This is a genomic window from Streptomyces sp. ERV7, from assembly GCF_001653515.1.
Classification (GTDB): Bacteria; Actinomycetota; Actinomycetes; order Streptomycetales; family Streptomycetaceae; genus Streptomyces.
This window is the reverse complement of the sequence record NZ_LYOY01000001.1, coordinates 832519-845953: the sequence shown is the minus strand read 5'-3', so window position 1 is coordinate 845953 and position 13435 is coordinate 832519. Positions and strand designations below refer to the sequence as shown.

The 13435-nt window shown below is 72.4% G+C and carries 10 protein-coding genes and 1 riboswitch; of the genes, 7 read left to right on the top strand and 3 right to left on the bottom strand.

What is annotated here, in order from left to right:
* Positions 1 to 22: 22 nt before the first annotated feature.
* Complete coding sequence (locus tag A8W25_RS03750) at positions 23 to 1204, top strand: glycoside hydrolase family 6 protein (RefSeq protein WP_420708397.1); 1182 nt, start codon at positions 23 to 25, stop codon at positions 1202 to 1204.
* On the opposite strand, the gene A8W25_RS03745 is transcribed toward A8W25_RS03750, so the two are convergent.
* Positions 1186 to 2604, bottom strand: a complete 1419-nt coding sequence (locus A8W25_RS03745) for a uracil-xanthine permease family protein (RefSeq protein WP_067155657.1) — start codon at positions 2602 to 2604, stop codon at positions 1186 to 1188. The genes A8W25_RS03750 and A8W25_RS03745 overlap by 19 nt on opposite strands.
* A 206-nt stretch (positions 2605 to 2810) precedes the next feature.
* On the opposite strand from A8W25_RS03745, the gene A8W25_RS03740 reads away from it, so the two are divergent.
* Positions 2811 to 4127 carry an alginate lyase family protein gene (locus tag A8W25_RS03740; RefSeq protein ID WP_079125783.1) on the top strand — a complete coding sequence of 439 codons (1317 nt, stop codon included), beginning with the start codon at positions 2811 to 2813 and terminating at the stop codon, positions 4125 to 4127.
* A 72-nt stretch (positions 4128 to 4199) separates the two neighbouring features.
* Here A8W25_RS03740 and A8W25_RS03735 read toward each other — a convergent pair whose 3' ends face one another.
* Entirely contained in the window at positions 4200 to 5438 is a 1239-nt protein-coding gene (locus tag A8W25_RS03735) for an MFS transporter (RefSeq protein ID WP_067155654.1), read from the bottom strand.
* Positions 5439 to 5565: 127 nt separating this feature from the next.
* Here A8W25_RS03735 and A8W25_RS03730 point away from each other — a divergent pair, with 127 nt between their 5' ends.
* Complete coding sequence (locus A8W25_RS03730; protein ID WP_067155651.1) at positions 5566 to 6699, top strand: ROK family transcriptional regulator; 1134 nt, start codon at positions 5566 to 5568, stop codon at positions 6697 to 6699.
* 115 nt (positions 6700 to 6814) lie between these two features.
* On the opposite strand, the gene A8W25_RS03725 is transcribed toward A8W25_RS03730, so the two are convergent.
* Positions 6815 to 9211 carry a chitinase C-terminal domain-containing protein gene (locus A8W25_RS03725; RefSeq protein ID WP_067155648.1) on the bottom strand — a complete coding sequence of 799 codons (2397 nt, stop codon included), beginning with the start codon at positions 9209 to 9211 and terminating at the stop codon, positions 6815 to 6817.
* Between the two features lie 287 nt (positions 9212 to 9498).
* A riboswitch (FMN riboswitch) is annotated at positions 9499 to 9629 on the top strand.
* 161 nt (positions 9630 to 9790) lie between these two features.
* Here A8W25_RS03725 and ribD point away from each other — a divergent pair.
* From ribD to A8W25_RS03705, 4 genes are read left to right on the top strand one after another with little or no spacing between them, the layout of a single operon-like run.
* Complete coding sequence (gene ribD / locus A8W25_RS03720; protein WP_067155645.1) at positions 9791 to 10873, top strand: bifunctional diaminohydroxyphosphoribosylaminopyrimidine deaminase/5-amino-6-(5-phosphoribosylamino)uracil reductase RibD; 1083 nt, start codon at positions 9791 to 9793, stop codon at positions 10871 to 10873.
* Positions 10874 to 10875: 2 nt separating this feature from the next.
* Positions 10876 to 11484, top strand: coding sequence for a riboflavin synthase (locus A8W25_RS03715; protein ID WP_067155643.1), 609 nt, complete (start codon positions 10876 to 10878; stop codon positions 11482 to 11484).
* Complete coding sequence (locus tag A8W25_RS03710; protein WP_067155640.1) at positions 11481 to 12125, top strand: nicotinamide mononucleotide transporter family protein; 645 nt, start codon at positions 11481 to 11483, stop codon at positions 12123 to 12125. Before A8W25_RS03715 ends, A8W25_RS03710 begins: the two co-directional genes overlap by 4 nt.
* Positions 12122 to 13411 (top strand): bifunctional 3,4-dihydroxy-2-butanone-4-phosphate synthase/GTP cyclohydrolase II, encoded by a 1290-nt coding sequence (locus A8W25_RS03705; protein WP_067155637.1) that lies wholly within the window; start codon positions 12122 to 12124, stop codon positions 13409 to 13411. The genes A8W25_RS03710 and A8W25_RS03705 overlap by 4 nt, the downstream gene beginning before the upstream one ends.
* Positions 13412 to 13435: the final 24 nt, after the last annotated feature.

The window sequence follows — 13435 nt, the reverse complement described above, 5'->3', positions numbered from 1 at the left end:
CCTTGGAGAAGGGGAGTTCACGGTGTCGGGAACACCGCCGTCACGCGCGCGCAGGCGCCGCGACGACAGAGCCGAGCGCCGCTCGGCCGCTCGGCGCGCCACCATGGTGGCGCTGGCCTGCGCGGTCGCGGCCGCCGGCGCGGTCTCGGGCGCGGTGGCGGCCCTCGGGCGCGGGGGCGGCGACACGGCCCGGCCCTCGGTGACCGCCTCGCCCGTCCTGCCCCTGCCCGCCGTGCCCACCTCGGCGTCCGCGACCCCTTCGCCCACGCGCGCGACCCCGCACACCGCCCGGCCCTCCAAGGCCCCGAAGCCCTCGGCCGCCCCGGCGCCGTCGCGGGCCGCGATATCCGCCGCGCTCTACCGCTCGCCCGACTCGCAGGTCCTCGACTGGGTCCGGGCCCACCCCGACGACCCCCGGCGCTCGCTGATCGAGCGGCGCATCGCGGACCAGCCCACGGCCGTCTGGTTCACCGAGTACGACCCCGGCTCGATCACCCGCGAGGTGCGGGCGGTGACCTCGGCGGCGGCCGCACAGGGCCGGGTGCCGGTGCTCGTCCCGTACGCGATTGTGGGCCGGGACTGCGGTGGCGCCTCGCAGGGCGGTGCGCCGAGCCTGGACGCGTACGACACCTGGATCGGGAACTTCGCGGCGGGGCTCGGGCGTTCACCGGTCATCGTGGTCCTGGAGCCGGACGCGATCGCCCAGTCGGACTGCCTCTCCGAGGGCGACCGCGCCGCCCGGTTCGCCTCGCTGGCCAGAGCGGGGCGGGCGGTCCATGCCGCCGACGCCCGGGCCAGGGTGTACTTCGACGCGGGCCACTCCGGATGGCGCGACGCCGGGGAGATGGCCGGCCTGCTGCGTGCGGCGGGCGCGGCCACCAGCGGCGACGGCATCTTCACCAATGTCTCCAACTTCCACGGCACGTCCGACGAAGTGGCGTACGCGCGGCGGGTGCTCAAGGCGCTGGGCGGTCCCGCGCGGCTGGGCGCGGTGATCGACACCAGCCGCAACGGCAAGGGCGCGCCGCCCGACGGCCAGTGGTGCGACCCGGCCGGGCGGGCGGTGGGGCGCGCCCCGACGACGCACACGGGCGAGGCGCGCATCGACGCCTATCTGTGGGTGAAGCTGCCCGGCGAGTCCGACGGCTGCCGGGGCGCCGCGGGCAGCTTCACCCCCGACTACGCCTACGACCTGGTGCGCTGAGCCCCTTCGGACGCGCCCCCCTCGTCACCGGCCTCGTCGTACGAGGACGTGCCCTCGTCGAGCAGCGGCTCCTGCTCCTTCATATGGGCCGGGGCGAAGGCGCGGAGCACGTGGTAGCCGGTGATGACCACGATGGTGCCGAGGGCGATCCCGCTGAGGCGGAAGTCGTCGGTGAACTTCAGGGTGACGCCGCCGATGCCGATGATGATGCCCGCGGCCGCCGGGACCAGGTTCAGCGGATTGCGCAGGTCCACCTTGGCGTTGATCCAGATCTGGGCGCCCAGGAGGCCGATCATGCCGTACAGGATGACGGTGATGCCGCCGAGCACGCCGCCGGGAATGGCCGCGACGATCGCGCCGAACTTGGGGCAGACGCCGAAGAGCAGGGCGAATCCGGCGGCGGCCCAGTAGGCGGCGGTCGAGTAGACGCGGGTGGCGGCCATGACGCCGATGTTCTCGGAGTAGGTGGTGTTGGGCGGGCCGCCGACGGCGGTGGAGAGCACCGAGGCGGCGCCGTCGGCGGCGATCGCGGTGCCCAGCTTGTCGTCGAGGTCGTCGCCGGTCATCTCGCCGACGGCCTTGACGTGTCCGGCGTTCTCGGCGATCAGCGCGATCACGACGGGGAGGGCGACCAGGATGGCGGACCACTCGAAGTGCGGGGCGTGGAAGGAGGGCAGGCCGATCCAGTCGGCCCTGCCGACACCGGAGAGGTCCAGCCGCCAGTGGTCGGTGGCCTCGCCCGCGCCCGGAACGGAGTGGATCTTGCCGAAGACGCGGTCGAAGAGCCAGGAGATGCCGTAGCCGAAGAGCAGGCCCAGGAAGATCGCGACCCGGGACCAGAAGCCGCGCAGACAGACCACGGCGAGGCCGGTGAAGAACATCACCAGGAGCGCGGTCCACTGGTCCTGCGGCCAGTAGGTGGAGGCGGTGACCGGCGCCAGGTTGAAGCCGATCAGCATGACCACCGCGCCGGTCACGATCGGGGGCATCGCGGCGTGGATGATCCGCGCGCCGAACCGCCGCACCGCGAGACCCGCCGCGAACAGCACGGCGCCGACGACGAGGACCGCGCCGGTGACGGTGGCGCTGGTTCCGCCGGTGGCCCGGATCGTGGCCGCGACGCCGACGAAGGAGAGCGAGCAGCCCAGATAGCTGGGCACCCGGCCCTTGGTGGCGAGCAGGAAGATGACCGTGGCGACGCCGGACATCATGATCGCGAGGTTCGGGTCGAGGCCCATCAGGACCGGCGCCACGAAGGACGCGCCGAACATGGCCACCACGTGCTGGGCGCCGAGGCCGATCGTCCGGGGCCAGGAGAGCCGCTCGTCCGGACGGACGACGGCGCCGGGGGCGGGGGTCCGCCCGTCACCGTGCAGGGTCCAGCGCACGCCGAGGCCCATGAGTTTGCTCCAGTTCGTTCCGTGCTGAGAAGAATCAGCGCAATGGTAGTGGGGCCCATGACCTCAGGTCCCATCCGTGAATCCTGCGCGGGGCATTGTCACCCGGAACTGCTGGCCCTACGCTCCAACGGCCTTGTTCGTGAACAGAGTTCAGGCTTGTGAATTCTTTGGTCGAAGGGGATGGCTATATGGGTGGAATGGCAGGAATGGGCGGCGGGAGAACGCGCAGCGGGCTCGTGGCTCTGCTGGCCGCGGCGGCGGCCGTCGCGTCGGCGCTCGCACCGACCGCCTCGCACGCCGCCGTAAAGCCCGCCGCCGTAAAGTCCGCCGCCGCGAAGCCCGCCGCCGCGAAGGCCCCGCACACCGTCGTCATCGACGGCGCGCGCATGAAGGACGCGCGGCTGCGGCTCGACGCGGGCGACCCGGCGCTGCGTACCGCCGTGGGGAAGCTGACCGCGGCCGCCGACGGTTGGCTCGGGCAGGGGCCCTGGACGGTCGTGGACAAGCCGAAGCCCGCGCCGGGCGGCGACCCCCACGACTACCTCAGCCAGGCCCCGTACTGGTGGCCCTCGAAGCCGAAGACCGCCGACAACCCCTGGGGCTGCCCGTACGTACAGAAGGACGGGCAGCGCAACCCCGAGGTCGACACCGGTACCGACCGGCCCGACCTCGGGAAGATGGTCGGCTCGGTGACCACGCTCAGCCTCGCCTGGTACTACACCGGCCGCGCCCAGTACGCCGAGCGGGCCTCGACCGTGCTGCGCACCTGGTTCCTGGACCCGGCGACCCGGATGAACCCCCAGCTGAACCACGGGCAGTTCATCCCCTGCAAGTACGACGGCCGGGCGATCGGCATCATCGACTTCTCGCAGCAGTACACCAGCGTCCTGGACGCGGTCGCCGTCCTCGACCTGGGCGCGCCCGGCTGGCGGGCGGACGACCGTACGCGGATGCTCGACTGGAACAAGAAGTTCCTGGACTGGCTGGTGACTTCGCCCTTCGGCAAGGAGGAGTCGGCCGCCCGGAACAACCACGGCACCTTCCAGGACATGCAGATCGCCGCACTCGCGCTCGCCACCGGCGACCGGGCCCTCGCGGCGAAGACGGTCCGGGCCGCCGGGAAGCTCAGGATCGATCCGCAGATCGCCGCCGACGGCAGTCAGCCCCAGGAGCTCGCCCGCACCCGCAGCTGGCACTACTCGGCCTTCGACCTGGTGGCGTACGCCAGGCTCGCGGCGATCGGCAAGCACGTCGGGGTGGACCTGTGGGGCTACCGGGGGCCGGACGGGCAGAGCCTGTTCAAGGCCGTCGACTATCTGCTGCCCGCGGCGACCGGTGCGGCCGTCTGGCCGCACCCGGAGCTGGAGTTCTACCGATACGCGGCGAGCGATGTGGTGCACGCGGCTGCCGACGCGGGCGACAGGAAGGCCCGGGCGGCCGTGCCGAAGCTCCAGGCGCCGCCCGGGGGCGACCTCTGGGCGCTGCGGCCCGCCGCCGAACAACTGGACTCGATCGCCGGCTGAGGCCGGGGCCCCGGGACGGGGCCGAAGGGGGAGCGCCCCGGCTGAACCGCCCCCATACGGTTCAGCCGCGGGCTACCGGGCGCCGCCGGTGGACCGCGCCGGCGCCGCCTTTGCCGCGCCCCCGCCGCCCGCCTTCCGGGCCTTCCGGGCGCGCACTCCCGTACGCAGCACCTCCGCCCCCGCCACCAGCCCGAGCGCCAGCACCGTGACCAGGCCGAACGACACCACCAGCGAGGTCAGATCGGCGATGCCGCCGATGGCCGAGGGAGCGATGAGGCCTGAGGTGTACGTGATGGTGGCGACGCCCGCGATGGCCTGGCTCGGGTTGGGGCCGCTGCGCCCGGCCGCCGCGAAGGCCAGCGGCACCACGACCGCGACCCCGAGACCGATCAGGGCGAACCCGCCCATCGCCACGGCCGGCGCGGGCGCGAGGACCACCGCCAGGCCGCCCGCAGTGGCCAGCACACCGCCGCAGCGGACCGTCCGTACCGCACCGAACCGGTCCACGACCTTGTCGCCCGCGATCCGCACCACCGCCATGGTCAGGGTGAACGCGGTGGTCGAGGCGGCGGCGAGGCCCGCCGACGCGTCCATGGTGTCCCGCAGATACACCGCCGACCAGTCCAGGCTCGCCCCCTCGGCGAACACCGCGCAGAACGCGACGAGTCCGATGGCCAGCGCCGTCCTGGGCGGCCGGGCGAAGCGCGGCGGCGGGGCCTCGTCGGGCGCGCTGCGCAGATCCAGCACACCGCCGCAGACGAGCGCGCCCAGCGCGGTGAGGACGGCCGCCGCGACGAGGTGGTGCACGCGCGCGTCGACGCCGAGGTGGGCGGCGAGCGTACCGGCGGTCGAGCCGATCAGGGCGCCCGCGCTCCACATGCCGTGCAGCCCGGACATGATGGAGCGGCCGAGCCGGTTCTCGGTCTCCACGCCGAGCGCGTTCATGGCCACGTCCGACATGCCCGAGGTGGCCCCGAACAGGAAGAGCGCCGCGCAGAGCGTGTAGAGGTTCGGCGCGAGCGCCGGGAGCGCGAGGCCCAGGGTCCACAGGGCGAGCAGCCCGCGCAGTGCCCGGCGCGCCCCGAACCGGTGCGTGATCGCGCCGGAGAGCGGCATCAGGAGCGACGAGCCGATGGCGGGAAACGCCAGCGCCAGACCGAGCTGACCGGTGGAGACCCCGGTGTGGTCCTGGATCCAGGGGACCCGGGTCGCGAAGTTCCCGGTGACCGCGCCGTGCACGCAGAACACCGCGGCGATCGCGATCCTGGCCCGCCTCAACCGCCGTGCGGCGTCGTCCGCTCCGCTCGCCATCTGCCCGATCCTCCCCTGGATGCCGGTGCGCTGCCGGTGCCCACCGGCGCGCGATAAACTATCAGGAACCCTGCCTGATAAATACTCCGCCGTCCATCGGGTTTCGGTCGTCTGGAAGGATTCCGGCATGCCCGCCTCACCCAGCACCGCCCGGGTCATCAACGACCGCCTCGCCCTGCGCCTGCTCCAGGACGAGGGCCCGTTGACGGCGGGTCAGCTCAAGAAGCTCACCGGTCTGTCCCGCCCCACCGTCGCCGACCTGGTCGAACGGCTCCAGGGCTCGGGCCTCGTCGAGGTCGTGGGGGAGTCCGGCGCCGAGCGGCGCGGACCCAACGCCAAGCTGTACGGGATCGTCGCGGACCGGGCCCACCTCGCCGCCCTGGACGTACGCACCGACAGCGTCACCGTGCTCGTGGCCGACCTCCTCGGCGCGACCCTCGCCGAGGCCGCCCTGCCGATCGGCGCCGAGGCAGGGACCGGGGCCGCCGTGGAGCAGGCGGTGGCGCTCCTGGAGCGCACCGCGAAGGAGGCGGGCGCCGAGCGGCCGCACAGCGTCGGCATCGGGGCGCCCGGTCTGATCGACCCGGCGACGGGCGAGCTGCGCGACAGCACGGGCCTGCCCGCCTGGCACCGCGAGCTGGTCCCCGCCCTGCAGCGGCGGCTGTCGGCCGCGGTCCTCGTCGAGAACGAGGTGAACCTGGCGGCGATGGCCGAGCACCGGCTCGGCGCCGCGCGCGGCCAGGCCGACTTCGTGCTGCTCTGGCTGGGCCAGGGCGTGGGCGCGGCGGTCTTCCTGGACGGGAAGCTGCGCCGGGGGGCCTCCGGCGGCGCGGGCGAGATCGGCTTCCTGCCCGTCCCGGGCACCGGCGCGCTGCCTTCCTCGACCGGCTGCGACGGCGGGTTCCACGGGCTCGCGGGCGCCGACGCGGTGGTGCGGCTCGCCGCCGAGTACGGGCTGACGGGCCGCGCCGAGACCCTGGTGCGCGAGGTGGGCGGCCCCTTCCTCGACGCGCTGGCCGAGCGGATCGCCATCGGCGCGGCGGCCGTGGTCTCCGTGCTGGACCCGGGGGTGATCGTGCTCGGCGGCGAACTCGGCCACGCGGGCGGCGCGTCGCTCTCCGCCCGGGTGCAGCGCCGGCTCGCGGCCCTCACCCCGCTGGGCGCGGAGGTCCGGCCCAGCGAGCTCGGGGACGGGGCGGTGCTGCGCGGGGCCCTGCTCGCGGCGCGGGACGCGGCGCAGGACGAGCTGTTCGCACCCTGAGACGCACCGCACCCCGGCCGGGAGGATCCGGCCGGGGTGCGGGCGCTTCACGGAAGGTGCCCGGCGAGGCGGCAAGGGCCTCGAGTCGCGCCGCCGGGCGTTCGGGGGCGGGGGTTCAGCAGGCGCCGAGGTCCTGCCAGACGCCCCAGTCACCGGTGGTTCCGGGCTCCTCGCCCTTCGTCCACCACTTCGCCTTCCAGTTGTGGGACTTGTACGACACGGTCGTGGAGCCACCGTACTCGGCCGTGGCCGTCCAGGTGGGCGCGGTGCAGGACCCGCCACCCGTGGAGCCACCGGTCGAGCCGCCCGTGGTGCCGCCCGTCGAACCACCGGTCGTACCGCCGGTCGTGCCGCCCGTCGTGCCCGTCTCCGGCTCGGTGAGCGTCGCGCCCCGGGTGAGGTCCCCGGCCACGGCGTAGTTGCGGCCGCCGAAGGTCACCGTCCAGTTGGAGGGCGTCGACACCGGCAGGTAGTAGACGAAGTCCAGCGTCACCGAGGCGCCCGGGGCCAGCGACTGCCAGGCCGGGAGCTTCAGCGAGACCCGGTTGTAGTCACCCTTCAGACCGCCCACGTTGCTGCCGCTGTGGTCGCTGCGGACGATCGCCGTGCCGAAGCCGGACTGGTCCTTGGCGTTCGCCGGGGCCGAGGTCCCGTAGTCGAACTGGAACTCCGTGCCGCCCGGCAGCGTCGCCTTGGTGCGGTTGGTGAGCGTCACCTTGGGGCTGATCGGGTAGTTGGAGTCGCCGAGCGGGAACTGCCCGAAGTCCACGCCGATGTCGATCGCCTGCGTCGGCAGGGTGACCGAGGAGCGCTTGGCGCCGTACGGGGCCGCCGACTTGAACTTGTCGTACATCGCGGACGTCAGCGTCGAGCCCGGCTCGTACTGCCCCTTGGCCGCGTCGTACCGGTAGTCGCCCGCGAGCTCCCAGACCATCGTGCCGCCGATGCCCTTGTCGACCACGTAGTCGGCCTTGGCGTTCACCGACTGCTCGTCCTCGGTGGAGAGGAAGACCTTCTTCTGGTCGTTCCACAGCCAGGGCGCCACCAGGGTCGAGCTGTACTTGCGCGCGTAGGTGCCGGTCAGCTTGGTGTCGGCGGGGAAGCCGTACTTGGTCACGTAGTCGCCGACGACGCCCTTCTCCAGGTTCTTGGCGTGCCACATCGGGTTGGAGCCCGCCGGGGCCTCCTTGCCGTCGGTGTCGTCGTCGTGCCAGAGGTTGTCGATGCCGGTCGCGCCGTCACCGCACTTGGTCAGCCCCGATCCGGCCGGGCAGGTGGTGGACGCGGCCTTGCCCCACAGCCCGTCCGTCCCGCCGGTCACGTTCTTGAATCCCCGGGTGTAGTACGGCAGGCCCATGTTGATGCGCCCGGCCGGCATCGAACCGCGGAAGTAGTGGTAGGCCCAGTCCGCGTTGAGATAGCCGATCCCGCCGTACTGCGAGGTCGAATAGACGCCCGCCGCCGCGAGTTCCGCGTCCTTGCCGTCGTCGAAGAGCGAGGCGTTCGGACCCACGTACTCGTTCCAGGCGCCGTGCAGGTCGTACGACATGATGTTGACGTAGTCCAGGTACTTCTGGACCTGGAAGGTCTCCATACCGCGCAGCAGATAGCCGGACGAGGGCGCGGCAACGGAAAGCAGATAGTGCTTACCGTCGGCCGCTCCCGCGCGGTCCAGCTTCTCGCGCAGTGACTTCATCAGCACCGCATAGCTCTTGACCAGGCCCGCCCGGCGGGCGTTGGACAGCGTCCAGTCCAGCGGATTGCCCGCGTCCTTCATCGTCGTGGGGTATTCGTAGTCGATGTCGACGCCGTTGAACCCGTACTTCTTGATGAAGGCGACGGCCGAGTCCGCGAACGTGTCGATGCCCGGCTGGTTCACCGAGCCGTCGGCGTTGGTGGCCATCGAATAGAAGCCGCCCGACGCGACGCGCTTTCCGTCGTCACCGAAATAGCCGCCGGTCTCGGCCCAGCCGCCCACGGAGATGAGCGTCTTCACATTCGGGTGCTGCTTCTTGAATTTGTTCAGGAGGTTGAAGTGGCCCTTGTACGGGAGCGCGGGGTCCATGTCGGCCCCGGCGACGCCGGGCCAGGTCATTCCGGTCGCCGCGTTCTTCTCGCCGTCGCCCCCGACGGAGATCTTGTTGTCGGAACCGATGTGCGCGAACGCGTAGTTGAGGTGGGTGACCTTGTCCCACGGGATGTCGGAGGCGAGGTAGGCGGGGGTCCCGTCCTGGCCGGTGCGCCAGCCGGTGAAGTACCCGATGACCCGGCGCTGGTGGTCGGCGCCCATCTTCTCGCGGCCGTCCGTGTCGTACACGGAGCAGTAGGGGACGTCGACGCCGGGCGTCTTGTAGAGCCCGTCGGGGCGGCAGGACTCTCCCCCAAGGACTTCGTCCAGGGGGGACCCCCAGGCGGCGTGCGAGACGCTCGCGGAGAGGGAGGAGAGCACCAGCCCCGCGACCGCGGCACCGGTCGCGAGCAGCGTGGCTCTCGTACGAGTGGGGGACAGCACGATCGGTTCCTCCAGGGGAGGTCGGTGGGACACGGCGGACTGCGGGCGGTCGTGCGGCGGCCCAGGTGTGCGCACACCGGCGGGCCTCACCTCGGAGGTGACACGGAGATTAAAAGGACTAGACCAGAGCGTCAATAGGTATGGACCAATACCGAGTCCACGGTGGACGCGCGATGTGGCGGACGGTGAACCTCCACTACGGGCCGCGACCGCACTGTGACCCAGGCCATAGATGTTCGCCCGTATGGCCGACGATCAGTCGTGGCACACTGACCCTGTACCAGCAGCAGCGCACTCCGGGGTCGGTGTAATTCCGAACCGGCGGTAATAGTCCGCGACCCGGCCGCATCCAGTGGCCGGTTGACCAGGTGAAATTCCTGGACCGACGGTGAAAGTCCGGATGGGAGGCAGTGCGCGGCGGGCGGGCCCTTCAGGGCTCATGCCGGCCGTCTCGCTGATCGCCGTCCGCGGCGACCGGTGTCCTTCGGCCATGCGTGAGCTGTCTGTACGGCCTTGTTCCCGCTCTCTGTCGTTCATCGACAGCCCCGGAGTCCGTGCCCGAAGAGGCAGGAGGACCCGGTGGCCACCGCAGCCGACGCAGACGCCATGCGCCGAGCCGTTGAGCTCGCCGCGCGCGGACTCGGCTCCACCAGCCCCAACCCGGTCGTCGGGTGCGTCATCACCGATGCCTCCGGCGCGGTCGTCGGCGAGGGCTTCCACCGGCGGGCCGGCGGCCCGCACGCCGAGGTCCACGCCCTGTCCGCCGCGGGCGACAGGGCCCGGGGCGGCACCGCCTACGTCACCCTCGAACCCTGCAACCACACCGGTCGCACCGGCCCCTGCGCCCAGGCGCTCGTCCAGGCCGGGATCGCCCGGGTGGTGTACGCGGTCGGCGACCCGAACCCGCAGGCCACCGGCGGCGCCGACACCCTGAGGGCGGCCGGGGTCGAGGTCGGGCAGGGCCTGCTCGCCGAGGAGGCCGAGGCGGGCAACGCCGCCTGGCTCACCTCCGTACGGCTCGGCCGGCCCTACGTCCTGTGGAAGTACGCGGCCACCCTCGACGGCCGGACCGCGGCCGAGGACGGCAGCAGCCGCTGGATCACCTCGGCCGCCTCCCGCGCGGACGTCCACCGGCTGCGCGCCGAGGCGGACGCCGTGGTGGTCGGCTCCGGCACCGCCCGCACCGACGACCCCCACCTCGCGGTGCGGGGCATCGAGGGCGCCGTCCAGCCGCTGCGGGTCGTCGTCGACACCGAGGCCAAGGCCGTACGGCCGGGCGCCCGGGTCCTGGACGACGCCGCGCCGACCCTGATCGCGGTCGCCGAGGACGCCGACACCGCCCATCTGGCGGACACCGACGTCGTCCGGCTGCCGCGCGGCGCCACCGGTCTGGACATCCCGGCGCTGCTGGCCGCCCTGCACAGCCGCGGGGTGCGTTCCGTACTCCTCGAAGGCGGCCCGGCCCTCGCCGGGGCCTTCGTCGCCGCGGGCGCCGTCGACAAGGTCGTCGGCTACCTCGCACCCGTCCTGCTCGGCGCGGGCCCGGCGGCCCTCACCGGCGCCGGAATCACCACGATCACCGAAGCGTTGCGGCTCGAACTGACCGAGACCGTCCGCATCGGCCCCGATCTCCGTATCAGTGCCACTCCCAAGGAGCGATGAGCGTGTTCACCGGAATCGTCGAAGAGCTGGGTGAGGTCACCGCCGTCGAGAAGCTCGGCGACTCCTCCCGCTTCCGTCTGCGCGGCCCCGTCGTCACCGAGGGCGCCCAGCACGGCGACTCGATCGCCGTCAACGGCGTCTGTCTGACCGTCGTGGAGTTCGGGGACGGCGAGTTCACCGCCGACGTGATGGAGGAGACGCTGAAGCGCTCCAGCCTCGGTGCGCTCGAAGTCGGCTCCCGGGTCAACCTGGAGCGGCCGATGGCCGTCGGCGGCCGCCTCGGCGGGCACATCGTCCAGGGCCACGTCGACGGCACCGGCGCCATCGTGGCGCGCACCCCCTCGGAGAACTGGGAGATCGTCAAGGTCTCGCTGCCCGCGGAGCTGTCCCGCTACGTCGTCGAGAAGGGCTCCATCACCGTCGACGGCGTCAGCCTCACGGTCGTGGACGCGGGCCCCGACTACTTCACCATCAGCCTCATCCCCACCACCCTCGCGCTGACCACGCTCGGCCTGAAGCAGCCCGGCGACCCGGTCAACCTGGAGGTCGACGTGATCGCCAAGTACGTCGAGCGGCTGCTCGGCGCACGCGGCCAGGAGGACCCCAAGTGAACTGGCTCAACTCCGAGGCCTTCACCGCCTTCGACCAGCACATCATGTGGTCCGACATGATCGGCAACACGGTCGGTCTCGCCGCCCTCGCGCTCGGCTGGCGGCGCTCGATATGGACCTGGCCCGCCCAGTTCCTCTCCGGTGTCATCCTGCTGGCCGCGTTCAGCACGGCCCACCTCTCCGGCAGCGCCGGCAAGCAGGTCGTGGTGATCGTGGTGGCGCTGTGGGGCTGGTACCAGTGGCAGAGCGGCAGGCGGCAGGGCCAGGACGGCTCCATCGCGGTGCGCTTCGCCACCTGGCGCGAGCGCGGACTGCTCGTCGCGGGCGCGGCGCTCGGCACCCTCGCGGTCGGCGCCCTGTTCACCGCCTACCCGACCCTGTCGTGGGACCCGTGGCCGGACGCGTACATCTTCGTCGGCACGATCGTCGCCATGTACGCCCAGGCGCGCGGCATGGTCGAGTTCTGGCTCGCCTGGCTCCTCGTCGACGCCGTGGGCGTGCCGCTCAACTTCGCCAACGGCTTCGCCTTCTCCGGCTTCGTCTACGTCATCTACGGCGCAATCGTCCTGTGGGGCCTGCGCGACTGGTGGCTGCGCTCCCGTACGAGCGCGCAGCCCGTCCTGGAAGGAGCGGCGGCATGAGCGCCACCACACCCACCTGGTACTCCACCGACAACCGCGAGGACCTCTCCCTCGACCCCGTCGAGCAGGCCATCCGCGACATCGCGGCCGGCCGGCCGGTCGTGGTCGTGGACGACGAGGACCGCGAGAACGAGGGCGACCTCGTCATCGCCGCCGAGAGGGCGACGCCCGAGATCATCGCCTTCATGATGAGCGAGTGCCGCGGGCTGATCTGCGCGCCCATGGAGGGCGAGGCGCTCGACCGCCTCCAACTGCCCCAGATGGTCGACCACAACACCGAGTCGATGAAGACCGCGTTCACCGTCTCGGTCGACGCGTCCGCCGCGCACGGCGTCTCCACCGGCATCTCCGCCGCCGACCGCGCCACCACGCTGCGCCTGCTCGCCGACGGCCGCTCGGACGCCGGGGACTTCGTCCGCCCCGGGCACATCTTCCCGCTGCGCGCCAAGCCGGGCGGCGTCCTCGTCCGCAACGGCCACACCGAGGCGGCGGTCGACCTGGCCCGGCTCGCGGGGCTCGCCCCGGCCGGCGCGATCGTCGAGATCGCGGGTGAGGACGGGGTGATGCTGCGGCTGCCCGAGCTCGTCCCGTTCGCCCGCAAGCACGGCCTGACGATCATCTCCATCGAGGACCTGATCGCCTACCGCCGCTCCTCGGAGCCGACCGTGCGCCGCGAGGCCGAGGTCCACCTCCCCACCTCCTTCGGGGAGTTCACCGCCTACGGCTACCGCTCCACCGTCGACGGCGTCGAGCACGTCGCCCTCGTCCACGGCGAGATCGGCGACGGCGAGGACGTGCTGGTGCGCGTCCACTCCGAGTGCCTGACCGGCGACATCTTCCGCTCGCTGCGCTGCGACTGCGGCCCCCAGCTGGAGGCCTCCATGGAGCGCATCACCGAGGCGGGCCGCGGCGTCGTCGTCTATCTGCGCGGCCACGAGGGGCGCGGCATCGGACTGCTCTCCAAGCTGCGCGCCTACGAGCTCCAGGAGCAGGGCCGCGACACGCTCGACGCCAACCTGGAACTGGGGCTGCCCGCCGACGCCCGCGACTACGCGGCCGGCGCCCAGATCCTGGAGGACCTGGGCGTCCGCAGCGTGCGGCTGATGACCAACAACCCGGAGAAGACCACCGCGCTGGTCCGCCACGGCCTCAAGGTCAGCGGGCGCGAGCCGATGCCCGTCCAGGCGGGCGAGCACAATCTGCGGTACCTGCGCACCAAGCGCGACCGGATGGGACACGACCTGCCGTGGCTGGACGCGAACGCGTCGGCCTGCGGCAACCAGTGAAGACACCAGCGGCGACACCCGTAC

Bases quoted from the DNA above. Each gene is read 5' to 3' on its own strand.
- A8W25_RS03745 (WP_067155657.1), bottom strand. From the start codon at position 2,604: ATGGGCCTCGGCGTGCGCTGGACCCTGCACGGTGACGGGCGGACCCCC.
- A8W25_RS03735 (WP_067155654.1), bottom strand. From the start codon at position 5,438: ATGGCGAGCGGAGCGGACGACGCCGCACGGCGGTTGAGGCGGGCCAGG.
- A8W25_RS03740 (WP_079125783.1), top strand. From the start codon at position 2,811: ATGGGCGGCGGGAGAACGCGCAGCGGGCTCGTGGCTCTGCTGGCCGCG.
- A8W25_RS03730 (WP_067155651.1), top strand. From the start codon at position 5,566: ATGCCCGCCTCACCCAGCACCGCCCGGGTCATCAACGACCGCCTCGCC.
- A8W25_RS03705 (WP_067155637.1), top strand. From the start codon at position 12,122: ATGAGCGCCACCACACCCACCTGGTACTCCACCGACAACCGCGAGGAC.